24 protein-coding genes are annotated in these 22330 nt (G+C 72.2%); 11 read left to right on the top strand and 13 right to left on the bottom strand.

All coding sequences use genetic code 11. The features are described 5' to 3' along the window. Positions 1 to 9 precede the first annotated feature (9 nt). The 6 genes from cobM to cobC are packed head-to-tail and all read left to right on the top strand — an operon-like array spanning position 10 to position 6288. A complete protein-coding gene (gene cobM, locus ACZ4W9_RS19880) occupies positions 10 to 828 on the top strand; it encodes a precorrin-4 C(11)-methyltransferase (protein WP_467937453.1) in 819 nt (272 codons plus the stop codon). Then, entirely contained in the window at positions 825 to 2060 is a 1236-nt protein-coding gene (cbiE, locus tag ACZ4W9_RS19875) for a precorrin-6y C5,15-methyltransferase (decarboxylating) subunit CbiE (RefSeq protein ID WP_467937452.1), read from the top strand. Before cobM ends, cbiE begins: the two co-directional genes overlap by 4 nt. Then, positions 2057 to 3739, top strand: coding sequence for a precorrin-3B C(17)-methyltransferase (cobJ, locus tag ACZ4W9_RS19870; RefSeq protein ID WP_467937450.1), 1683 nt, complete (start codon positions 2057 to 2059; stop codon positions 3737 to 3739). The genes cbiE and cobJ overlap by 4 nt, the downstream gene beginning before the upstream one ends. Continuing rightward, on the top strand, positions 3736 to 4326 hold the full coding sequence (locus ACZ4W9_RS19865; RefSeq protein ID WP_467937448.1) for a precorrin-8X methylmutase: 591 nt from the start codon (positions 3736 to 3738) through the stop codon (positions 4324 to 4326). The genes cobJ and ACZ4W9_RS19865 overlap by 4 nt, the downstream gene beginning before the upstream one ends. Continuing rightward, positions 4323 to 5234, top strand: coding sequence for a sirohydrochlorin chelatase (locus ACZ4W9_RS19860; RefSeq protein WP_467937446.1), 912 nt, complete (start codon positions 4323 to 4325; stop codon positions 5232 to 5234). Before ACZ4W9_RS19865 ends, ACZ4W9_RS19860 begins: the two co-directional genes overlap by 4 nt. Further along, positions 5224 to 6288, top strand: coding sequence for an Rv2231c family pyridoxal phosphate-dependent protein CobC (gene cobC, locus ACZ4W9_RS19855; RefSeq protein WP_467937444.1), 1065 nt, complete (start codon positions 5224 to 5226; stop codon positions 6286 to 6288). Before ACZ4W9_RS19860 ends, cobC begins: the two co-directional genes overlap by 11 nt. 26 nt (positions 6289 to 6314) lie before the next feature. On the opposite strand, the gene ACZ4W9_RS19850 is transcribed toward cobC, so the two are convergent. From ACZ4W9_RS19850 to ACZ4W9_RS19800, 11 genes are all read right to left on the bottom strand, one after another. After that, a complete protein-coding gene (locus tag ACZ4W9_RS19850) occupies positions 6315 to 6629 on the bottom strand; it encodes a nucleoside triphosphate pyrophosphohydrolase family protein (protein ID WP_467937442.1) in 315 nt (104 codons plus the stop codon). 83 nt (positions 6630 to 6712) lie between these two features. After that, entirely contained in the window at positions 6713 to 7216 is a 504-nt protein-coding gene (locus ACZ4W9_RS19845) for a P-loop nucleotide/nucleoside kinase family protein (protein WP_467937439.1), read from the bottom strand. Beyond that, positions 7213 to 7806: a hypothetical protein gene (locus ACZ4W9_RS19840; protein ID WP_467937437.1), complete on the bottom strand. Its 594-nt coding sequence runs from the start codon at positions 7804 to 7806 to the stop codon at positions 7213 to 7215. The genes ACZ4W9_RS19845 and ACZ4W9_RS19840 overlap by 4 nt, the downstream gene beginning before the upstream one ends. After that, positions 7803 to 8432, bottom strand: coding sequence for an aspartate racemase/maleate isomerase family protein (locus ACZ4W9_RS19835; RefSeq protein ID WP_467937433.1), 630 nt, complete (start codon positions 8430 to 8432; stop codon positions 7803 to 7805). The genes ACZ4W9_RS19840 and ACZ4W9_RS19835 overlap by 4 nt, the downstream gene beginning before the upstream one ends. 58 nt (positions 8433 to 8490) lie before the next feature. Continuing rightward, the gene (locus ACZ4W9_RS19830) at positions 8491 to 10017 is read right to left on the bottom strand and encodes a radical SAM protein (RefSeq protein WP_467937430.1); all 1527 of its coding nucleotides are present in this window, start codon (positions 10015 to 10017) and stop codon (positions 8491 to 8493) included. Positions 10018 to 10219: 202 nt separating this feature from the next. Then, positions 10220 to 10654, bottom strand: a complete 435-nt coding sequence (locus ACZ4W9_RS19825) for an ATP-binding protein (protein ID WP_467937580.1) — start codon at positions 10652 to 10654, stop codon at positions 10220 to 10222. Between the two features lie 316 nt (positions 10655 to 10970). Beyond that, positions 10971 to 11879 (bottom strand): SCO1860 family LAETG-anchored protein, encoded by a 909-nt coding sequence (locus tag ACZ4W9_RS19820; protein ID WP_467937427.1) that lies wholly within the window; start codon positions 11877 to 11879, stop codon positions 10971 to 10973. A 133-nt stretch (positions 11880 to 12012) separates the two neighbouring features. After that, on the bottom strand, positions 12013 to 13104 hold the full coding sequence (locus ACZ4W9_RS19815; RefSeq protein ID WP_467937425.1) for an amidohydrolase family protein: 1092 nt from the start codon (positions 13102 to 13104) through the stop codon (positions 12013 to 12015). Positions 13105 to 13122: 18 nt separating this feature from the next. Further along, positions 13123 to 13917 carry an amino acid ABC transporter ATP-binding protein gene (locus ACZ4W9_RS19810; protein ID WP_467937423.1) on the bottom strand — a complete coding sequence of 265 codons (795 nt, stop codon included), beginning with the start codon at positions 13915 to 13917 and terminating at the stop codon, positions 13123 to 13125. Continuing rightward, positions 13914 to 14747 carry an amino acid ABC transporter permease gene (locus ACZ4W9_RS19805; protein ID WP_467937421.1) on the bottom strand — a complete coding sequence of 278 codons (834 nt, stop codon included), beginning with the start codon at positions 14745 to 14747 and terminating at the stop codon, positions 13914 to 13916. The genes ACZ4W9_RS19810 and ACZ4W9_RS19805 overlap by 4 nt, the downstream gene beginning before the upstream one ends. Beyond that, positions 14744 to 15592: a transporter substrate-binding domain-containing protein gene (locus tag ACZ4W9_RS19800; RefSeq protein ID WP_467937418.1), complete on the bottom strand. Its 849-nt coding sequence runs from the start codon at positions 15590 to 15592 to the stop codon at positions 14744 to 14746. The genes ACZ4W9_RS19805 and ACZ4W9_RS19800 overlap by 4 nt, the downstream gene beginning before the upstream one ends. Positions 15593 to 15732: 140 nt before the next feature. On the opposite strand from ACZ4W9_RS19800, the gene ACZ4W9_RS19795 reads away from it, so the two are divergent. The 5 genes from ACZ4W9_RS19795 (at position 15733) to thpD (ending at position 20318) form a co-directional block, all read left to right on the top strand. After that, on the top strand, positions 15733 to 16833 hold the full coding sequence (locus tag ACZ4W9_RS19795) for a pyridoxal-phosphate-dependent aminotransferase family protein (RefSeq protein WP_467937578.1): 1101 nt from the start codon (positions 15733 to 15735) through the stop codon (positions 16831 to 16833). Positions 16834 to 17157: 324 nt separating this feature from the next. Then, entirely contained in the window at positions 17158 to 17676 is a 519-nt protein-coding gene (gene ectA / locus ACZ4W9_RS19790) for a diaminobutyrate acetyltransferase (RefSeq protein ID WP_467937415.1), read from the top strand. Positions 17677 to 17689: 13 nt separating this feature from the next. Further along, positions 17690 to 18961: a diaminobutyrate--2-oxoglutarate transaminase gene (gene ectB, locus ACZ4W9_RS19785; RefSeq protein WP_467937413.1), complete on the top strand. Its 1272-nt coding sequence runs from the start codon at positions 17690 to 17692 to the stop codon at positions 18959 to 18961. 53 nt (positions 18962 to 19014) lie between these two features. Next, positions 19015 to 19419: an ectoine synthase gene (locus tag ACZ4W9_RS19780; protein WP_467937411.1), complete on the top strand. Its 405-nt coding sequence runs from the start codon at positions 19015 to 19017 to the stop codon at positions 19417 to 19419. Between the two features lie 5 nt (positions 19420 to 19424). Then, on the top strand, positions 19425 to 20318 hold the full coding sequence (gene thpD / locus ACZ4W9_RS19775) for an ectoine hydroxylase (protein ID WP_467937409.1): 894 nt from the start codon (positions 19425 to 19427) through the stop codon (positions 20316 to 20318). 60 nt (positions 20319 to 20378) lie between these two features. Here thpD and ACZ4W9_RS19770 read toward each other — a convergent pair whose 3' ends face one another. Beyond that, positions 20379 to 21440, bottom strand: a complete 1062-nt coding sequence (locus ACZ4W9_RS19770; protein ID WP_467937406.1) for an aminotransferase class V-fold PLP-dependent enzyme — start codon at positions 21438 to 21440, stop codon at positions 20379 to 20381. A gap of 97 nt (positions 21441 to 21537) precedes the next feature. Then, on the bottom strand, positions 21538 to 22248 hold the full coding sequence (locus tag ACZ4W9_RS19765; protein ID WP_467937404.1) for a DsbA family oxidoreductase: 711 nt from the start codon (positions 22246 to 22248) through the stop codon (positions 21538 to 21540). Positions 22249 to 22330 lie beyond the last annotated feature (82 nt).

Here is a 22330-nt window from a genome sequence, read left to right as displayed (position 1 = left end):
CCGATTCCCATGGCCGATGCCACCACCGGCAAGGTGACCTTCGTCGGTGCCGGCCCCGGCGCCGCCGATCTGCTGACGTTCCGTGCCGCGCGGGCCATCGCCGAGGCCGACGTCGTGATCTGGGCCGCGAGCCTGGTCCAGGCGGAGGTCCTGGACCACGCGCGCGAGGGCGCCGAGATCCTGGACTCGGCGGCCATGTCGCTGGAGGACGTCGTCGCGGTGTACCGACGTGCGTTCGAGGAGGGGCTGAGGGTGGCCCGGATCCACTCCGGCGACCCGGCGCTGTGGGGCGGCACGCAGGAGCAGCTGGACCGCTGCCGGGAGATCGGCATCGCGACCGAGGTCGTGCCCGGCGTGTCCTCGTTCTCGGCGGTGGCCGCGCTCGCGCAGCGGGAGCTGACGATCCCGGAGGTCGCGCAGTCCGTGGTGCTGACCCGGCTGGGCGGCGGCAAGACGCCGATGCCGCCCGGCGAGGAGGTGCGCGAGTTCGCCCGGCACGGCACCACCATGGCCGTCTTCCTGTCGGCGGCGCGCAGCGGGCAGCTGGTGCGGGAGCTGCTGGAGGGCGGCTACCCCACGTCCACCCCGGTGGTGATCGCCTACCAGGCGACCTGGCCGGAGGAGCTGGTCGTGAAGTGCACGATCGGCACGCTGGAGGAGACGGTCAAGGAGCACAGGCTCTGGAAGCACACGCTGTTCCTGGTCGGTCCGGCGCTGGACGCGCACGGCACCCGCTCGCACCTGTACCACCCGGGGCACTTCCACGGCTACCGCAAGGCGGACCCCGAGGCCCGGCGGGCCCTGCGGGAGCAGAGGGCGAAGAGTTGATCACGGTCGTCGGCACGGGGACCGGGGCGCCGGTCCCCCCGGACGTGCTCGCCGGGGCCGCGCTGGTGGTCGGCGGGCGGCGGCACCTGGACGCCGCGGGGCTGCCCGAGGGCGCCCACCGGGTGGTGCTCGGGCCGCTGGCGCCCGCGCTGGACACCGTCGCGGAGTACGTCGGCAAGGAACTGCCGGTCGTGGTGCTGGCCTCCGGGGACCCGGGGTTCTTCGGGATCGTGCGGGCGCTGGCGGAGCGGTTCGGTGCCGGGCTGCTGGACGTGCGGCCGGGGGTGTCCTCGGTGGCGACGGCGTTCGCCCGGATCGGGCTGCCCTGGGACGACGCGGTCGTGGTGAGCGCGCACGGCCGGGAGCTGCGGACGGCGGTGAACGTGTGCCGGGCGCGGCCGAAGGTGGCGGTGCTGACCGGTCCGGGGGCCGGGCCGGCCGAGCTGGGCGCGGCGCTGCCCGGGGACCGGGTGCTGGTCGTGGCGAGCGCCCTCGGCGACCCGGGGCGCGAGCGCGTGGAGCGGGTGACGGCGGCCGAGGCGGCGGCCCGGGACTGGGGTACGGCGGTGAGCGTGGTGCTGTGCCTGGACGAGGCGCGGGCGCTCGGCGCGGTGCGGACGGTCGCGGGGGTGCCGGGGGCGCCGGACCGGTGGGCGCTGGAGGAGGACGCGTTCGCGCACCGGGACTCGATGATCACCAAGTTCGAGGTCCGGGCGCTGGCACTGGCCCGGCTGGGGCCGCGCCTGGGCGACCTGGTGTGGGACGTGGGCGCCGGGTCGGGGTCGGTCGCGGTGGAGTGCGCGCGGCTCGGCGCGGCGGTCGTCGCCGTGGAGAAGACGGCCGACGGGGCCGGGCGGATCCGGGCCAACGCGCACGCCCACGGCGTGCGGGTGGACGTGGTGCACGGTGCGGCGCCCGGGGCGCTGGCGGGGCTGGCGGACGATCCGGACGCGGTGTTCGTCGGCGGCGGGGGCCGGGAGCTGCCGGACGTGGTCGCCGCGTGCGCGCGGCGGGCGCGGCGGACGGTCGTCGTCGCGATGGCCGCGCTGGACCGGGTGCCGGCGGCGCGCGCGGCGCTGACCGAGGCCGGGTTCGCCTGCGACGGGGTGCTGTTGCAGTCCTCGCGTCTCGCGCCGCTGCCGGGGGACGTGACCCGGCTGGCGGCCACCAATCCGGTGTTTTTGCTGTGGGGCGTGAGAACCCCGGTGTCTAGTGAAGGAGTTGACCAGTGATCGGCCTGATTTCCGCCACCGCGGCGGGGGCGGCGGCGCGGGACCGGCTGGCCGCGGCCTGGCCGGACCGCACGCGGGTGTACGAGGGTCCCGTCAAGGAGGCGGTGCGGGCCGCGTTCGCCGAGTGCGAGCAGCTGGTGTGCTTCCTGGCGACGGGCGCGGTGGTGCGGCTGCTGGCGCCGCTGCTGGCCGGCAAGGCGGCCGACCCGGGTGTGGTGTGCGTGGACGAGGGCGGACGGTTCGCGGTGTCGCTGCTCGGCGGGCACGGTGGCGGCGCCAACGCACTCGCCCGCGAGGTGGGCGCGTTGCTGGGCGCCGAGCCGGTGGTGACGACCGCGACGGACGCCGTCGGGCTGCCGGGTCTGGACACGCTGGGGCTGCCGTACGAGGGTGCGGTGGCGGCGGTGTCCCGGGCGCTGCTGGACGGGGAGCCGGTCGCGCTGGCGGCGGAGGTGGCGTGGCCGCTGCCGCCGCTGCCCCTCGCGCCCGAGGGGGCGTACACGGTCCGGGTCACCGACCGGGATGTCGTACCGGGCGAGCGGGAGGTGCTGCTGCGTCCGCCGTCGCTGGTGGTCGGGGTCGGGGCGTCGAAGGACGCGCCCGCCGAGGAGGTCGTCGCCCTGGTCGAGGGGGCGCTGCGGGAGGCGGGACTCTCGCCGGGGTCGGTCGCCGAGCTGGCCACCGTGGACGCCAAGGCCGGGGAGCCGGGCATCGTGGCCGCCGCCGAGCGGTTCGGGGTGCCCCTGGTGACGTACTCCGCCGAGGAGTTGGCGCGGGTGGAGGTGCCGAACCCGTCCGCCGCCCCGCTCGCCGCCGTCGGCACGCCGTCGGTGGCGGAGGCCGCCGCCCTGCTGCGCGGCGGTGAACTCCTCGTGCCCAAGCGGAAGTCGGACGCGCGCCCCGCGATGGCGACCTGTGCGGTGGTGCGGCGGCCGGCGCGCGGGCGGCTCGCGGTGATCGGGCTTGGGCCGGGCGCCCGGGACCTGCTCACCCCGCGCGCGGCGGCCGAGCTGCGGCGGGCGTCCGTGCTGGTCGGGCTGGACCAGTACGTCGACCAGATCCGCGATCTGCTGCGGCCCGGCACCCGGGTGCTGGAGTCGGGGCTCGGCGCGGAGGAGGAGCGGGCGCGGACGGCGGTCGCCCAGGCCCGCGAGGGGCACGCGGTGGCGCTGATCGGCAGCGGGGACGCGGGCGTGTACGCCATGGCCTCCCCGGCGCTCGCGGAGGCGTCGGACGACATCGACGTGGTCGGGGTGCCCGGGGTGACGGCGGCGCTGGCCGCCGGGGCGATCCTGGGCGCGCCGCTGGGCCACGACCACGTGTCCATCAGCCTGTCCGACCTGCACACGCCGTGGGAGGTCATCGAGCGGCGGGTGCGGGCGGCGGCCGAGGCGGACCTCGTCGTCACCTTCTACAACCCGCGCTCCCGGGGCCGGGACTGGCAGCTGCCCAAGGCGCTGGCGATCCTCGCCGCGCACCGGGAGCCGGCGACGCCCGTCGGTGTCGTGCGCAACGCGTCCCGGCCGGACGAGTCGAGCCGGGTCACCACGCTGGCCGCGCTGGATCCGGCGACGGTCGACATGATGACGGTCGTCACCGTCGGCAACACGGCCACCCGGATCATCGCGGGCCGCATGGTGACCCCGCGCGGCTACCGCTGGCAGGAGGAGCCGAAGTGAACCGCGTCGTCCACCCGATCGAGGAGGAGTCCTACCGGCGGCTGCGCGCCCGCCTGGACACCTCGCACTTCCCGCCGCTGACCCGGGCGGTGGTGGAGCGGGTCGTCCACTCCGCCGCCGACCTGCAGTACGCGACCGATCTCGTCATGGCCGAGGACGACCTGGTGCGGGCGCACGCCGCGCTGCACGCCGGGGCGCCGGTGGTCGTGGACGTCGAGATGGTGGCCGCCGGGATCACCCGGCGGGAGACCGTCTGCCGGCTCAGGGACGCCGTGGCCGGGCCGGGGCTGACCCGGTCGGCGCACGCGATCCGGCTCGCGTACGAGCAGGTCGGTCCCGGTGCCCTCTGGGTGATCGGCAACGCGCCGACCGCGCTGGAGGAGCTGCTGACCCTGGACGCCGCCCCGGCGCTCGTCATCGGGCTGCCCGTCGGCTTCGTCGGCGCGGTCGAGTCCAAGGCCGCGTTGCGCGAGAGCGGACTGCCGGCCGTGAGCAACGTGTCCGAGAAGGGCGGGTCGGCGGTCGCGTCCGCCGCGCTCAACGCCCTGCTGTACCACCCCGTTCCGTACTCCGAGGAGACCTCGTGACCACCCCGCCCGCCCTGCTCATCGCCGGACACGGCACCCGTGACGACGCCGGTGCCGAGGCGTTCCGCGACTTCGTCCGGGAACTGGGACGCCGCCACCCCGGCCTGCCCGTCGCGGGCGGCTTCATCGAACTGTCCCCGCCGCCGCTCGGCGAGGCCGTCGCCGAACTGGTGGGGCAGGGGGTGCGCCGGTTCGCCGCGGTGCCGCTGATGCTGGTGTCCGCCGGGCACGCCAAGGGCGACATCCCGGCCGCGCTGGCCCGCGAGAAGGAGCGGCACCCGGGCATCTCGTACACGTACGGCCGCCCGCTGGGCCCGCACCCGGCGCTGCTGAACGTGCTGGAGCGGCGGCTGGAGGAGGTGCTGGACGGCGCCGACCGCGCGGACGTGACGGTGCTGCTGGTGGGGCGCGGCTCCACCGACCCCGACGCGAACGCCGAGGTGTTCAAGGCGGCGCGGCTGCTGTGGGAGGGCCGGGGGTACGCCGGGGTGGAGACGGCGTTCGTGTCGCTGGCGGCGCCGGACGTGCCGAGCGGGCTGGAGCGGTGCGCGGCGCTGGGCGCGCGGCGGATCGTCGTCCTGCCGTACTTCCTGTTCACCGGCATCCTGCCGGACCGGGTGCGGCGGCAGACCGGGGAATGGGCCGCCGCGCACCCGGAGCTGGACGTGCGGTCGGCCGATGTCATCGGGCCCGAGCCGGAGCTGCTGGACCTGGTGATGGAGCGGTACGAGGAGGCCGTGCAGGGCGATCTGCGGATGAACTGCGACTCGTGCGTGTACCGGATCGCGCTGCCGGGGTTCGAGGACAAGGTGGGGCTGCCGCAGCAGCCGCACTTCCACCCGGACGACGACGGTCACCACCACGGGCACCACCATCACGGGGGCCACTCGCACAGCCATGCGCACTGAGCCGGGCGGCGGGTCCGGGCACGATCTGCGGCACCACGGGGACGCCGAGGTCCGGGACGGCGGGGCCGCGTTGGTGGACCTCGCCGTCAATGTCCGGGCGGACACGCCCCCGCCGTGGCTGCGGGAGGAGATCGCCGGCTCGCTGTCCTCCCTCGCGGCCTACCCGGACGGGCGGGCCGCGCGGGCGGCGGTGGCGGAGCGGCACGGGCTGCCGGTGGAGCGGGTGCTGCTGACGGCGGGGGCCGCGGAGGCGTTCGTGCTGCTGGCCCGCGCGCTGGAGGTGCGCCGGCCGGTGGTCGTGCATCCGCAGTTCACGGAGCCGGAGGCGGCGCTGCGGGACGCGGGGCACCGCGTGGACCGGGTGCTGCTGCGCGAGCGGGACGGGTTCCGGCTGGACCCGGCGGCCGTCCCCGAGGACGCCGACCTGGTGGTGATCGGCAACCCCACCAACCCGACGTCGGTCCTGCATCCGGCCGGGACGGTCACACGGCTCGCGCGCCCCGGCCGGACGCTGGTGGTGGACGAGGCGTTCATGGACGCGGTGCCCGGCGAGCACGAGGCGCTGGCCGGCCGCACGGACGTGCCCGGGCTCGTCGTGCTGCGCAGCCTGACCAAGACCTGGGGCCTGGCCGGTCTGCGCATCGGCTACGTCCTGGCTCCCCCGGAGATCATCGCCGAACTGGAGCGGGCCCAGCCCCTGTGGCCGGTGTCCACCCCGGCCCTGGCCGCGGCGCGGGCGTGCGTGACCCCCCGGGCCCTGGCCGAGGCGGGCCACGCGGCCCACCGCGTCGCGGGCGACCGGGCGCACCTGGTGGGCGGCCTGACCGCGCTCGCCGCCCACGGGGTACGGGTGGTGCAGCCGGCGCGAGGCCCCTTCGTGCTGGCCCGCGTCCCGGACGCGGCCACGGTCCGCCGCCGCCTGCGCGACCTCGGCTACGCGGTCCGCCGGGGCGACACGTTCCCGGGCCTGGACGAGAACTGGATCCGCCTGGCCGTACGCGACCGGCAGACGACGGACGCCTTCCTGGAAGCCCTGTCGACCGCGCTGGGCTGACACCCGGGACGGGACCTCGTACACACCTACGAGGCCCCGCCCTCGGCGACCCGCACCGGCACCCCCCGCCGGTCACGGGCATAGACCCGCGCCTCGTTCTTACGGATCTTCCGCTCCACCTCGCCGGCCAGATCGACACCGGCCATCTCGGCGACGCCCACCAGGTACAGCAGGACGTCGGCCAACTCCTCCCCGAAGTCCGGCAGCCCCTTGCGCCAGGCCGTGAAGGCCTCCCCCACCTCCGCCGTCAGCAGCCCGAACTCCAGCGGCACGTCGGTGGTGTTGAACCCCTTCGCGACCTTGTTGGCCCAGGCAAGCTTCTGCGCCTCGCGGATCTCCATGGCTGCCTCCGGCGTGGGGGGGGGAACTGATGCCGGAGGAGCCTAGCGGGGCGGAATGGTCCAGAGTGCCCGTACGGCGATTGTCAGCCAGTCGAGCGTGCGGTGTCCGGTTCTGGTCTGATGGTGATGATGTCGATGCAAGTGCTCAGGCTGTTGAAGACCGTTTGATAGGCGGCGATCAGATCCTCCAGCTCCGAGAGCGGCGGCGCGATCCCGTCACGCTGGAGGAGGCGGTCACGGATCACGGCAGGGGATGCGGTGAGGTGAACGAGCACGCCCTTGCGGGTGATGACCAGATCGACCAGTTCCAGCACCTCCGACCAGGTGATCCGGGAGCGTCCTCGGTACAGCGGGCCGTAGACGAGTTCGCTGATGAAGCACCTGTCCAGAACGAGCCGGCCCGGCTTGTTCAGGAGGTCGGTGTAGCGGTCGACGAGGCTGACGGTGTGCGGGGTCAGGGGCGAGTGGACGATGGTGAAACCATGCCTGTCGGCCAAGTGTCTGGCGAAGGTGCTCTTTCCCGCTCCGTCGCCGCCCTCCAGGATCACGGTGTCGTACCGGACGGCGGCCAGGGCGCCGGCGTTCATGGCGCCAGGCCGGTGGTCACGTCGGACAGGGTGGTCGCGTGCAGGTCGCTCGCGTACTGGATCATCAGGTTGCGCCAGTTGGGTTCCCGACCAGGGGCATGGGTGTAGGTGGGGCGCGGCTGGTAGGCGATGACGCGTTGGCGGCGGGCCGCTGCGGCCCCGATCAGAATGGCTGCACCAGGCGGGGTTTCGGGGCCGGATACGTCCGCGACGAGTGCCCACGAGGTGGCGGCCAGGTCCCAGTCCTCCACGGCGGCGCTGAGGGGATCACAGGCGGTGAACCGACGCGAGGCGCGTGCGGGGTGGCCGCTGGACCGGACAGCGGCGAGCAGGCCGGGGGCAGTGAGCGCGTCGAAGCCGAGGGCGTCGGCCTTGCCGATCACGTCGGCGTACGACCCGACCATGCGGTAGCTGACGCGGGTGGACCACCCTGCGGCCAGCATCCGCATGCGCGGATCGGCGATACGGGTCGGCCACCAGCGATTGTCGTCGTGATTGGCCTCGACTTCCGCACGCACGTCGGGAAGGGAGGCAGCGATCTCGGCAAGACGAGTGATCCGCTTGCGCTGGATCGCGGTGGAGTGGGTCACGGGATCGCTCCTTGCACGAGGTGAGCGGAGTAGCCGGCCATGGCGGAGACGGACGACACGACGGGACGGCCCGTACACTGGGCGACTTCGGCCAAAATCGGCGCAGTTCGCCAGCCGGTGCAGGACAGGACCACGGCGTCCGCCTCCCGAAGCGCGCGTTCGGGCATGTTCAGCACCAGGGCTCTGGCCTGCCGCGGGTCTACCTGCGGATAGCCGTCGGTGAGGCCCAGGGCGGCCGATGCCAGCACTTCGACGCCATGACTGGCCAGCGCGGCGGCTTCTGTTCGGGTGACGTCATCCGGGTACGGTGTGGCCAGAACGACTCGGCGGGCCTCAATGCGGGCGAGTTCGGTGAGCAGCGCGTCGAACGCGGTGACCAGCCCTTCGGGGAGGGGAGTTGCTCCCTCGGTGAAGCCGGCGGACGTGCACCCAAGGAGCGTGACGTCCAGCGGGATGTGCCGCATGGAGTCGACGGCGATGGAGGCCGCGCCCCGCAAGCCCTCCCAGAACCTGTTGTCGATGGCGGTGGTGCGCGAAGCCGGCACGAGACGGGCGTAGTGGAAGATGACCCAGTCGGGTGCCAGGAGAGGCAGTTCCTCCTCGATGGCGACGTTGGCCCACGGCAACAGAACGCCGACCCGGTACCGCCGGCCGCCCCCGGGCGAAGGAACGGCCGGTGGCCGGTCAGGCCGCGCCGGCGACAAGGCGCTGTCCGAAGATGACACGGGGGGCATGGCCGGTGACGGACAGGCCTGCGCCGGTGCCGACGGGGGTCGCGGTGTCGGGCTCGATGATCTGGATGGAGTACGAGCCCAGGCGCCGCCACCACGTGCCCTTGTCGTTGACGAAATACGAGTGCAGACCCGGCACGTGCAGGCCGGTGGGATAGACCCGCTCCTTCATGGGCTGGTCCCATCCATGGTCGATGTCGGCCTTCCACGTGTCGAAGTGCTTGACCGACGGGGCCGGGGGCAGACCGGGCAGGGCGGCGAGCGGGGTGCCGGGAAAGGCGCGCACCTGGCGCACGTTGGTGCGGTGGCACATCAGTCCGGCGTCGAGGATCCTGGTCAGCCAGGTCAGATTGGCGATGTGCGTGGCGTGGGTCTCACCGGGCAGGCCATAGATCAGGTTCAGACCGGGCAGCAGTAGCGGCAGTCCATCGGGGCCGCGTTCGGCACCTGCCTCGTTGACGTGCCGCACCGCGCGCATGAGGATCTCCGGCGTGCAGGTGAGGGTATTGCGCTCGATCACCACCGGGTCGAAGGACTCGATGCCCATGGGAGCGCAGTTGCCCTCGGTGCAGTACTCGGCGACGAGCCGGGCGATCTTCTTGCCGACCGGGGCGGCCACTGCCAGCGGATCGGCATTGTCGATGTGCAGGACTTCCAGGTCGGGGCAACGCTCACGGATGCCGGCCAGCAGCGCCTTGATCTTGCCGAGGTCACGGTTGTGGTACGAGAAGAAGCAGGTCTGCTGACCAAGGCGGAAGTGCCTGACGCCGGCGGAGTGGAGCCGGGCGGCTTCGTCCACGATGTCGTCCACGTCCCGGAACGCGACGATGGGGGACTTGCCGGGTTCGTTGCAGAAGTCGCAGAAATGGCGGCGGGTGCAGCCGCGGTACATCTCCAGCTCGGCGATGGGGGTCCAGGGCATCTGGTCGACCAGGCCGGCGAAGGAATCCCGGTCGGCGCGGAGCCGGTCGTAGGGCGCGGGCGTGCGACTGCCGAGCGCGATGTCGTGCGAGGTAATGGTGTGCGTGTGGGCGGCGTCGAACAGCCCGGCGTACTCGGCGGGTTCCGAGAGCATGAATGTGGTCATCGGGCCCAGGAGATACCGATTGCCGCGCACGCAGGACAGCGCGCGTGCGATGTCCTGGAGTCCACCGTTGACCGCGTGCAGGTGGACGGAGGGCACCTTGTCCCCGCCGATGACGACGACTTCCCGGGCGTCGCGCAACAGCCGGATCGCCTCGTCCCGGTTGACGGTCGTGGAGTAGGTGAGCGGGTCGCTGAGGGGTGCGGCCACGTGCGGTTGCCCGCCGTTGAGGCACCAGCGGATGTCGTCGATCGTCAGATACCGGACGTCGTGGTCGGGGCGTGCCTGCCGCAACGCCGAGTACGCGGTGCGCACGTATGTGGAGAGGTAAGGCGGGACTCCCAGCCCGCTGGGCTCGACGGTGTAGCAGTCCAGTACGACGGAGTGCTGGCTCATCGGTGATCCCTTCACCTGTTCTGCGGCCTGGCCCGCCGGATGGCCGGCCGGGTGGAAATACGAGGGGATACCAGACTCGGAAACGGGATGCCGAGATTGGCACGTGTTGCCCCACCGGTCTACGGGGCGCAACCAGCGGAAGAGCCGGGGTGCGGATTCCAGCGCCGGCCACTGGCGGACGGATGGCGGATGGCCGTGGTGATCACGTGGTTGTTGCATCCTCTGAGGGCACGGCGATCTCGGCCCATACGCGTTTGCCGGTGGTGACTCGTTCAGCGCCGCAGCGCATCGCCATGGCTTTCACGAGCAAGAGGCCACGGCCGTGCTCGTCGCTGTCCGAGGGTGTCTCGGTGCGCACAGTGGGCTTGGTGCGGCTGGTGTCGGTGACAGTGATCCTTACCCGGTCGGCGAACCGAGTCACGGACAAACCGACGCGTCCCGTGGTGGTGTGCGTGACCGCGTTCGTGACCAACTCGGACACAATCAGCTCGGCGCTGTCGACCAAGTCCTCCAACTGCCAGCTCTGCAGGTACAGGCGGAGCTCCTGACGGGCGCGGGAGGGCGCGGAGTGGTCGGCGGTGTAGCCGTCGCTGTACTGCTGCGGCTCGATCGCGGAAGCCGTCATGGGGTCGGTCATCACGCCGGTCAGCGGCCGGGCGTGATTGTGGGGCCGGTTACGGTGGGGCCGTTTATGGCTGGGGTGCGGCCATGGTGCGAGCGTGACAGGTGGGGGGCGGGGGTGGCGATGGAGTTCAGGCTCGTGGTGGCCTCTGCGGGGATCGACTGCGTGAGGGTGGGCGGCCCCGGTCTCCGACGGGGAGCAGAGGCCGGAGCCGCCAAGCCGGGCCGTGCCGCCGAGCGGTGTTTCACCGCCTGACCGGCACCAAGCAGAACGGCCCGGTCCCCCATCCGTAAAAGGGAACCGGGTCGTTGCCCTTGACTCGCCCGAGCCGTCAGTGCTTCCTGCGGCGAGACAGAGTCAGGGCTCCGGCGCCTGCGAGGAGGAGTGCCAGGGCGCCGCCGGCGATGTACGGGGTCGTGGAGTTGCCGCCGGTTTCCGCAAGGTTGGCTTCCGCGGGGGCGCCCTGGGGGCGGGTGCCGGCGGCCGGGTCGTGGCTCGGGACCGGCTTGGCGGTGGGCGGGGTCATCGGGGACGCGCAGGTGGCCTCGGCCAGGGTGAGGGTGCCCTCGACCTCGGCGACGTCGAGGTGCAGCGGGTTGACGGCGACTTCGAGTTCCAGGGCGGTCGCGGCGGCCGTCCGGGTCGTCGTGGTGCGCCGGGACAGGCCGAGGCGGACCTCGCCGACGCCGGGCACCTTCACCTCGACGGGGGCGCCGGCGGTCAGGGTGACGCGCTTGCCGAGGACGGTGACGGTGCCGAGGACGTTCGCGTCGGCGGTGGGCGCCTCGCCGACCGCGCAGGTGGCCTTCGCGGTGACCGCGTCGGCCTCGATCAGGGACAGCAGCGGCAGCCCGGGGACGTGCAGCCGGGCGTGGGCGACGCGGACCGAGCCCTCGGCGCGCCGGGCGGTGACCGTGGCCTTCGACTCGGCGACGTCCGCGCCGAGCACGGTGAACGGTTTGCCGCCGTCGACGCCGTCGAGCCGGGCGGACAGCGCCGTGCGGTCCGCGCTGCGCGGTGCCCGGACCTCGTCGAGGGAGACCGCGAGCGGGACGTGCACGGTCTTGTTCAGCAGGGACACGTCGAGCGCGGTGCGCAGCACGACGGCGGAGGCGCGGCCGTGGCCGCCGGCCGCGTGCGCGGTGCCCGCGCCCAGGACCACGGGCGCCGCGGTGAGGACGGCGGCCGTCGCGAGGGCGAGCGGACGGCGTGCGGACATGCGGAAGTTGGTGCTGTTCAAGGCGGTGGGCCCCCCAGAAGGAAGTGCTTGGGACCCGTCAACCTTGTCCCCGGTGTGGGTGAACGGTCAGCGTTCCGGGGTCACTTCACCCGAACGTGAATACCCCGCACGGTGGTTCGAATCGGGGGTGCGTCTACTCGATGACCCGCCCGTTCAGCACCACCCGGCGCGGCGCCGCCAGCACCCGTACGTCGGCCCGGGGATCGGTCTCGTACACCACCAGGTCGGCGGGGGCGCCCTCCTCCAGTCCGGGCCGGCCGAGCCAGGCGCGGGCACCCCAGGCCGTCGCCGAGAGGGCCTCGACGGGCGGGATGCCGGCGCCGACCAGCTCGGCGACCTCCTCGGCGACCAGGCCGTGGGCCAGTGAGCCGCCGGCGTCCGTGCCGACGTAGACCGGGACGCCGGCGTCGTAGGCGCCGCGCACGGTGTCGTAGCGCCGCTCGTACAGCCGGCGCATATGGGCGGACCAGCGGGGGAACTTCCGCTCGCCGCCCTCCGCCAGCTTCGGGAAGGTGGCGATGTTGACGAGGGTGGGCACGATGGCGACGCCCCGCTCGGCGAACAGCGGGATCAGGTCCTCGCTCAGCCCGGTGGCGTGCTCGACGCAGTCGATGCCCGCCTCGACCAGGTCGCGCAGCGAGCTCTCGGCGAAGCAGTGCGCGGTGACGCGGGCGCCGAGCCGGTGGGCCTCGGCGATGGCCGCCGTCACCGCCTCGCGGGGCCAGCAGGGCGCGAGGTCGCCGAGGTCGCGGTCGATCCAGTCGCCGACCAGCTTGACCCAGCCGTCGCCGCGCCGGGCCTCCCGGGCGACGTGGGCGACGAGGTCGTCCGGTTCGATCTCCCAGGCGTAGTTGCGGATGTAGCGGCGGGTGCGGGCGATGTGCCGGCCCGCCCGGATGATCTTCGGCAGGTCGGCGCGGTCGTCGATCCAGCGGGTGTCGGAGGGCGAGCCGGCGTCCCGGAGCAGCAGGGCGCCCGCGTCCCGGTCGGTGAGCGCCTGCTTCTCGGCGGTCTCGGCGTCGACGGGGCCGTGCGCGTCCAGGCCCACATGGCAGTGCGCGTCGACCAGGCCGGGCAGGGCCCAGCCGGTGACGGTCCGCAGGTCCCGGGCTCCGGCGGGGCGGTCGTAGGAGATCCGGCCCCCGACCACCCACAGCTCGTCCCGGACGTCGTCCGGACCGGCCAGGACGCGCCCCTTCACGTGCAGCACAGCGCCATCGCTCATGCACCGCACCCTAACGGCCTACGGCTCGGACTTCCCCACCTGGTCGGAGGTCTCCTCCTCCACGTCGGCCATCGCCGGGTCGAGCAGGCGGGACAGGAAGTGCCGGGTGCGCTCGTGCCGCGGGTCTCCGATGACCTGGTCCGGGCTGCCGTCCTCGACGATCACTCCGCCGTCCATGAAGACGACCCGGTCGGCGACCTCGCGGGCGAAGGTCATCTCGTGGGTGACGACCATCATCGTCATGCCCTCCCGGGCGAGCATGCGCATGACGGCGAGGACGTCGCCGACCAGCTCGGGGTCGAGCGCGGAGGTCGGCTCGTCGAAGAGCATCACCTCGGGACCCATGGCGAGCGCGCGGGCGATGGCGACGCGCTGCTGCTGGCCGCCGGAGAGGGAGGACGGGTAGGCGTCCGCCTTCTCGGCGAGGCCGACCCGGGCCAGGTTCTCGGCGGCGATCCGCGCGGCGGTCGCCTTGTCCCGCCGGAGGACCCGGCGCTGGGGCAGCGTGAGGTTCTCGGTGACGCTCAGGTGCGGGAAGAGGTTGAACTGCTGGAAGACCATGCCGATACGGCGGCGTACGGCGTCGATGTCGACGTCGGGGTCGGTCACCTCGGTGCCGCCGACGAACACCTGGCCCTTGGTGGGCTCCTCCAGCAGGTTCACGCAGCGCAGCAGCGTCGACTTGCCGGAGCCGGAGGGACCGATGACGCAGACGACCTCGCCCTGGCCGATCTCCAGGTCGATGCCGCGCAGCACCTCGTTGTCGCCGAAGGACTTGTGCAGCCCGCGGACCTCGATCTCCGGGCGGCTCATCGGATCGCCTCCTGGGCCTTGGTCTCCATGCGGCGGACGACGAAGCTGAGCGGGATGGTGACCAGCAGGTAGCACAGGCCCGCGACCAGGATCGGCGTGGAGTTGGCGGTCGTACTGGCCAGGTCCCGGCCGAACTTGGACAGTTCCCGTTCCTCCAGGGTGACGCCGAGGAACAGCACCAGCGAGGAGTCCTTGAACAGCAGGACGAGTTCGTTGGTGAGCGGCGGCAGGATGATCCGGAACGCCTGCGGGACGATGATCGAGACCATGGCCTTCGCCGGCGAGAAGCCGAGCGAACGGGCCGCCTCCATCTGTCCCTTGGGCACGGCCTGGATGCCGGCGCGGATCGTCTCGGCCATGTACGCGGCCGAGACCAGGCCGAGCGCGAGGGCGACCTTGCCGTAGGTGCCGCCGGGGATCTCCGTGCCCGGGAACGCGAGCGGGACGGCCACGCCGACGAAGATGAAGATCAGCAGGGCGGGCAGGCCGCGGAAGATCTCGATGTAGACGCCGGCCAGCCAGCGGTAGGGACCCACGGAGGACAGCCGCATCAGCGCGATGACCATGCCGAGGACCAGCCCGACGACGAAGCCGGACAGCGTGTACAGCACGGTGTTCTTCAGCGCCAGCGTGATGACGTCCGGGAACATCTGCCGCGCGATGTCGGCCTGGGCGAACTGGTTCTTCAGCCGGCCCCAGTCCGCCGTGGCCGCGAAGGCGATCACGGCCGCGGCGAAGACGGCGTACTGCGCGCCCCGCGACAGGGTGCGCTTCTGCCGCCGGGTCAGTCCCTTCTTCTTCGGCTGGAGGGGTGTGTCCGTGTCGGTCATGAGGCGGCGGGAGAGGCGACGGATGCCTCGTACGGGCCGATCCACTTCTCGTAGATCTTCTTGTAGGTGCCGTCGGCCTTGGCCTGCGCCAGCGCCTTGTCGATGGCGTCGCGCAGCGCCGTGTTGCCCTTCTTCACGGTGAAGCCGTACTGCTCGCCGGTCTTGAGGTTGTCGACGACCTTGAACTCGTCCGCGTTGGCCTTGTCCTTCAGCCAGCCCTGGACGACCGGGTAGTCGATGACGACGGCCTTGACCTGGCCGGTGCGCAGGCCGTTGAGGACGGCGTCGGAGGACTCGAAGGAGATCGGGTCGTAGCCCTTGCCCTTCACGTAGTCCTCGCCCGTGGTCTGCGCCTGGGCGCCGAGCTTCTTGCCCTTGGCCTTGACGTCGGCGAGCGAGGTGAGCCCGCTGTCCTTGTCGACGAGGACGGCCTGGGTGGCCTCGAAGTACGGGTCGGAGAAGTCGACGTTCTTCTTGCGCTCGTCGGTGATGGTCATGCCGGCGGCGGCCAGGTCGCACTCCCCGGAGTTCAGGAAGGCGCCGGTCTTGAAGTTCTCGAAGGGCGTGTCGAGGATCTTCTGCTCGACGCCGAGGTCCTTGGCGACGAGGTCGATCAGGGCGACGTCGAAGCCCTGCACCTTGCCGTCGACCTCCGACTGGAACGGCGGGTACGGAAGGTGGGTGCAGGTGGTCAGCCGGCCGGCCTTGGCCAGGTGGACGCCCTTGACGGTGGTCTTGCCGCTTCCCCCGCCGTCGTCCGAGGAGCAGCCGGCCACGAGCGCGAGCCCGGCCGTCACGGTGATGGCTGCCAGAGCGCGGGTCCGGCGTCCGAGGAGCGTTGTCATGGGGGGAATCTCCCGGTAGGGGAACAATGGGTTCCGATTATAAGGAAAAGTTTGAGCCCCTCAAATCAAACCCATGGTAACGGAGGCGCTGCGCCTAAGATCGGGAGAATCGACCTCCGCGTATGAAGAGAGAGCACGCCGTGATTCATCCCTTCCTCGACCTGCCCCCGCTGAGTGCCGAGCGCTTCGCCGCCATCGAGGACGGCGTGGCCCGGCTGCTGGACACCCGGCAGGACGTCCTGATCACCCAGGGCGAGGCGCTGCTGCCCCTGGAGGGCGCGATCCGCGCGGCGGCCGGCCCGGGCACGGTGGCCCTGAACGTGATCACGGGTCCGTACGGGCAGACCTTCGGGAACTGGCTGCGGGACGCCGGTGCCACCGTGCACGACCTCTCCGTCCCCTTCCACACGGCGGTGACCGCCGGGCAGATCCGGGAGGCGTTCGCCGAGCACCCGGAGATCGACTTCGTGTCGCTGGTGCACGCCGAGGCGGCGACCGGCAACACCAACCCGGTCGCGGAGATCGGAGAGGCGGTGCGGGAGCAGGGCGCCCTCTTCTATCTGGACGCGGTGGCCTCCGTGGGCGCGGAGCCCGTGCTGCCGGACGCGTGGGGCGTGGACCTGTGCGTGATCGGGGCGCAGAAGGCGATGGGCGGTCCGGCGGGCGTGTCGGCGATCTCGGTGAGCGAGCGGGCGTGGGCCCGGATGGCCGCCAACCCGAACGCCCCGCGCCGCTCCTACCTTTCCCTGCTGGACTGGAAGGAGCGCTGGACCGACGCCGGCCGCAGGGTGCTGCCGCACGCGCCGGCCCAGCTGGAGATGCTGGCGCTCCAGGCGTGTGTGGAGCGGATCGAGGCGGAGGGGCTCGAGACGGTGATGGCGCGGCACCGGCGCGCGGCGCGGGCCGCGCGGGCCGGCGCGGTGGCGCTGGGCGGGGGCCTGGAGCCGTATGTGTACGAGGAGCGGGACGCGGCGCCGGTCGCCACGACGCTGCGGGCGCCCGCCGGCGTGGCGGCGTCGGACCTCGTGGCGCGGGCCCTGCGGAGCGATCCGGCGCTGCCGCTGGCGGCCGGGGGCGGAGCGCTGGCCAAGGAGATGATCCGGGTCAACCACTACGGCCGGGACGCGACGCCGGGCGCGGTGCAGGGCTCGCTGGCGGCGCTGGGCGCGGCGCTCGCGGAGCACGGCGTGCCGGTCGACCCGGCCGCCGCCCGCCGGGCCGCGGAGGACGCCTGGCGTTAGCCGTCGGTCACGGTTCCCGGGGGCTCCGCTCCCGGGAACTTTTTTATGCCCGGATGTTATCGAAACCCACTCCCTTTCATTTTCACGATTTCCGCCAATTCTCCGGACGATAGCTTCCCGTTTTCTTCTGCCCGCTTTTTGCAGAGCTAAACCGGAGACTTTTCCGGTGTGCTTCCCGGGCATTTCAGGCTGTGACACGTTCCACAGGATAGATGTTTTGTACCGATTTTCCTAGGGACATTGCGGACATTAGCCTCTGGCGTCACAGGGCCCTCGTGTCGACTCCCGTGCATTTTCTAATTCGCCTCGCTAAATTCGTGCCGCATGACCGCCGCACCCGCAGACCTGCTCATCGACCATCCGGCGCCCCATGACGGGGCCGCGCTCTGGCGCATCGCCAAGGACTCGAAAACCCTCGATCTGAACTCGTCCTACAGCTATCTGCTGTGGTGCCGGGACTTCGCCGGCACCTCGGTGGTGGCCCGTGGCGCGGACGAAGAGCCGATCGGCTTCGTCACCGGTTACCTGCGGCCCGGCAGCCCCCGCACCCTGCTCGTCTGGCAGGTGGCCGTCGACCCCGCGCACCAGGGCCACGGCATCGCCGGGCGACTGCTGGACGCGCTGACCGCACGGCTCGCCGCCGAGCACGGCATCACCGGGCTGGAGACCACCATCACCCCCGGCAACACCGCCTCCGAGCGGCTGTTCACCTCGTTCGCCGAGCGGCACGGCGCACGGGTCAGCCGCGAGGTGCTCTTCTCCGCCGACCTGTTCCCCGACGGCTCGCACGACCCCGAAGTCCTCTACCGCATCGGCCCGCTGACCGAGTCCACCGCCCTGTGAGGAGCGTTTCACCATGACCATCACCCAGCCCGACCTGAGCGTGTTCGAGACCCTCGAATCCGAGGTACGCAGCTACTGCCGCGGCTGGCCCGCCGTCTTCGACCGGGCCCGGGGCAGCCGGATGTACGACGAGGACGGCCATGCCTACCTCGACTTCTTCGCCGGTGCCGGATCACTCAACTACGGTCACAACAACCCGGTACTGAAACGGGCGCTGCTCGACTATCTGGAACGGGACGGCGTCACGCACGGCCTGGACATGTCGACCACGGCCAAGCGGACCTTCCTGCGCACCTTCCAGGACCTGGTGCTACGCCCGCGCGACCTGCCGTACAAGGTGATGTTCCCGGGGCCGACGGGCACCAACGCGGTGGAGTCCGCGCTGAAGCTGGCCCGGAAGGTGAAGGGCCGCGAGGCGGTCGTGTCGTTCACCAACGCCTTCCACGGCATGTCGCTGGGCTCGCTCGCCGTCACCGGCAACGCCTTCAAGCGGGCCGGCGCCGGCATCCCCCTGGTGCACGGCACGCCGATGCCGTTCGACAACTACTTCGACGGCACGGTCCCGGACTTCCTGTGGTTCGAGCGGCTGCTCGAGGACCAGGGCTCGGGACTGGACAAGCCCGCCGCGGTGATCGTGGAGACCGTGCAGGGCGAGGGCGGCATCAACGTCGCCCGGCCCGAGTGGCTGCGCGCCCTGAAGGAGCTGTGCGAGCGGCAGGACATGCTGCTGATTGTCGACGACATCCAGATGGGCTGCGGCCGCACCGGCGCCTTCTTCTCCTTCGAGGAGGCGGGCATCACCCCGGACATCGTCACCGTCTCCAAGTCGATCAGCGGCTACGGCCTGCCGATGTCGCTGTGCCTGTTCCGGCCGGAGCTGGACGTCTGGGAGCCGGGCGAGCACAACGGCACCTTCCGCGGCAACAACCCGGCGTTCGTCACCGCCACCGCCGCCCTGGAGACGTACTGGACCGACGGTTCGGCCATGGAGAAGCAGACCCGCGCCCGCGGTGAGCAGGTCGAGCGGGCCCTGATCTCCCTCACCGAGGAGAACCTCGCCGACGTCAAGGAGTACCGCGGGCGCGGTCTCGTCTGGGGACTGGAGTTCCACGCGAAGGACCGGGCCGCGCGGGTCGCCCGGCGCGCCTTCGAACTGGGGCTGCTGATCGAGACGTCCGGCCCGCAGGGCGAGGTCGTCAAGCTGCTGCCCGCGCTCACCGTGACCCCCGAGGAGCTGGACGAGGGCCTGAGCGTCCTCGCCCGCTCCGTCCGCGAAACCGCCTAGCAACCGCCTGGAGACCGCCTGGCACGGGCCGGGCAAGGAGGAAGAGCACCACCGTGATCGTCCGATCGTTCAAGGAGATCGAGGGCACCGACCGTCATGTGAAGGCGGCGTCGGGCACCTGGGAGAGCAAGCGGATCGTCCTGGCCAAGGAGCGGGTCGGCTTCTCCCTGCACGAAACGATTCTGTACGCCGGGACCGAGACGTCCATGTGGTACGCCAACCACATCGAGGCCGTCGTCTGCACCCGGGGCGAGGCCGAACTCACCGACCAGGAGACCGGGAAGAAGTACACCATCACGCCCGGCACCATGTACCTCCTCGACGGGCACGAGCGGCACACGCTGCGCGTCAAGGAGGACTTCCACTGCATCTGCGTGTTCAACCCGCCGGTCACCGGCCGGGAGGACCACGACGAGAACGGCGTCTATCCCCTGCTCACCGAGGACGAGGAGGTGTGAGGACCATGACCACCGCCACCGTGAGGGACCTCTACCCGACCCGCGGCACCACCGAGGTGACCGTCCCCCGCCAGGACCCCGTCGTCTGGGGCGCCCCGGACACCCCGGGCCCGATCACGACCGCCGACCTCCAGGCGTACGAGCGCGACGGCTTCCTCGCCGTCGAGGAGCTGATCGGTCCGGACGAGGTCGCGATGTACAAGCGCGAGCTGGACCGGCTGGTCGCCGACCCGGCGATCCGCGCCGACGAGCGCTCCATCGTGGAGCCGAAGTCGAAGGAGATCCGCTCGGTCTTCGAGGTCCACCGGATCAGCGAGGTCTTCGCGAACCTGGTGCGCGACCCGCGGGTGGTGGGCCGCGCCCGCCAGATCCTCGGCTCGGACGTGTACGTCCACCAGTCCCGGATCAACGTCAAGCCGGGCTTCGGTGCGAGCGGCTTCTACTGGCACTCGGACTTCGAGACCTGGCACGCCGAGGACGGCCTGCCGAACATGCGCACGGTGTCCGTCTCGATCGCGCTGACCGAGAACCACGACACCAACGGCGGCCTGATGATCATGCCGGGTTCGCACCGGACGTTCCTCGGCTGCGCCGGTGCCACGCCGGAGGACAACTACAAGAAGTCCCTCCAGATGCAGGACGCGGGCACCCCGTCCGACGAGGCGCTGACCGCGCTGGCGGGCGAGTACGGCATCCGCCTGTTCACCGGCAGGGCCGGCTCCGCGACCTGGTTCGACTGCAACTGCATGCACGGCTCGGGCGACAACATCACCCCGTTCCCGCGCAGCAACGTCTTCATCGTGTTCAACAGCGTGGAGAACACGGCGGTCGAGCCGTTCGCGGCCCCGGTGCGCCGGCCGGAGTTCATCGGCGCCCGGGACTTCACACCGGTGCGGTAGCCGCCCCCGGCCACCGGGCCGGGACCTCCCGCGGGACGGGGGTGCCGGCCCGGTCGCGTCTCAGCCGGACAGCCTCTCCAGCAGGCGGTCCACGTCCTCGGCCGTGTTGTAGAGGTGGAAGGCCGCGCGCAGGTTGCCCGCGCGGTCGGAGATCTCGATGCCCGCCTCGCTCAACCCCGCCTGCCGGACGCCCAGCCCGGGCACCGAGACGATCGCCGAGCCCGGGGCCGGGACCGGTTCGTGGCCGAGGCGGGCGAGCCCCGCGCGGAACCGGTCGGCGAGCGCGGTGTCGTGGGCGTGGATCGCGGACACGCCCAGTTCCTCGACGAGTTCGAGGGAGCGGCGCAGTCCGGCGAAGGTGAACAGCGCGTGGGTGAGGTCGAACCGCCGGGCCGAACGCGCGAGTTCGGCGACCGGGCCGTAGCAGCTGTCCCACGGCCGCTCGGCGGCGACCCAGCCGGCGAGCACCGGGGTGAGCCCGCCGAAGTCCTCGGGGACGGTGAGGAAGGCGGCGCCGTGCGGGCCCAGCAGCCACTTGAAGGCGACGCTCGCGGTGAAGTCGTGGGCGTCCGCCTCGACGGGCAGCCAGCCGGCGGCCTGGGAGAAGTCGACGTAGGTGCGGGCGCCGTGGGCGCGGGCGGCCTCGCGCAGGGCGGAAAGGTCGGCGAGCCGGCCGTCGGCGGACTGCACGGCGCTGACCGCGACGAGCGCGGTGCCCGGCCGGACGGACTCGGCGATCCGCTCCAGCGGGACGGTGCGGATCTTGAGGTCGCCGCGGACGTGGAACGGGTTGAGCACGGAGGTGAAGTCGTCCTCGGCGGTGAGGACTTCGGCACCTTCGGGCAGCGCGGCGGCGATCACCCCGGTGTGCGCGGCGACGGAGGCGCCGGCCGCGACCCGGGTGGCCGGCACCCCGGCGAGCCGGGCGAACGCGGCCCGGCTCGCCTCCACGTCCTCGTAGAGCGGGGTCAGCGGCCGGCCCTCGGCCCGCAGCAGCGCCGCCTCCTGGAGGGCGGCGACGGCGCGGGCCGGCAGCAGGCCGTTGCTCGCGGTGTTGAGATAGGTGCCCCGGGGGCGGAACTCGGCGCGGACGAGGCGGTCGAACGTCTCCGTGGTCTGCATGGGACCACTCTGCGTCCCCCGGAACACCCCGTCCATCGCGGATTGTCGCGTGGTGGCCCTCAGGGGCGCTGATACGACGGCCCCCACCCGCGGTTTCTCAGCCGTGCCGGGGAACCGCGCAGCCGTCCGGGCCGCAGGCGTCGGCGTCCCCCTCGCCGACCAGCCGCAGCGGGGGGCGCTCGCCCCAGGCCTGGGTGAGCGCCTGGGTGAAGACCTCGGCGGGCTGGGCGCCGGAGACGCCGTACTTCCGGTCGAGGACGAAGAACGGCACGCCGGTGGCGCCCAGCTCGGCGGCCTCGCGCTCGTCGGCGCGGACCTCGTCGGCGTAGGCGTCCGGGTCGGCGAGGACGGCGCGGGCGGCCCCGGCGTCGAGTCCGGCCTCGGCGGCCAGCTCCACCAGGCGCACGTCGCCCTCGGTGAAGAGGGACCGCTCCTCGGCGAAGTTGGCCCGGTACAGGATCTGGATCAGCGCGTCCTGGCGGCCGTGCTCCTTGGCGAAGTGCAGCAGGCGGTGCATGTCGAAGGTGTTGCCGTGGTCGCGGTCCCGGGTGCGGTAGTCCAGGCCCTCGGCGGCGGCCTGGGCGCCGAGGTTGTCCTCGCCGGCCTGGGCCTGGGCCTCGCTCATGCCGTACTTCCTGGTCAGCATGGTGATCACCGGCTGCACGTCGTCCTTGGCGCGGCCCGGGTCCAGCTCGAAGGACCGGTGCACCACCTCGACCTCGGCACGGTGCGGGAAGGCAGCCAGCGCCTTCTCGAAGCGGGCCTTGCCCACGTAGCACCAGGGGCACCCATGGACCAACGGAGCCATACGGCTACTGACCTGCGGAAACGTGTCTGAGTGACAGCTCTTGCGCTCTAGCGGCGGGCGGTAGCCCCCTCCTCCGTGAAGG

The organism is Streptomyces sp. NPDC029296, assembly GCF_055569255.1.
This window is presented reverse-complemented; position numbering and strand designations above follow the sequence as displayed.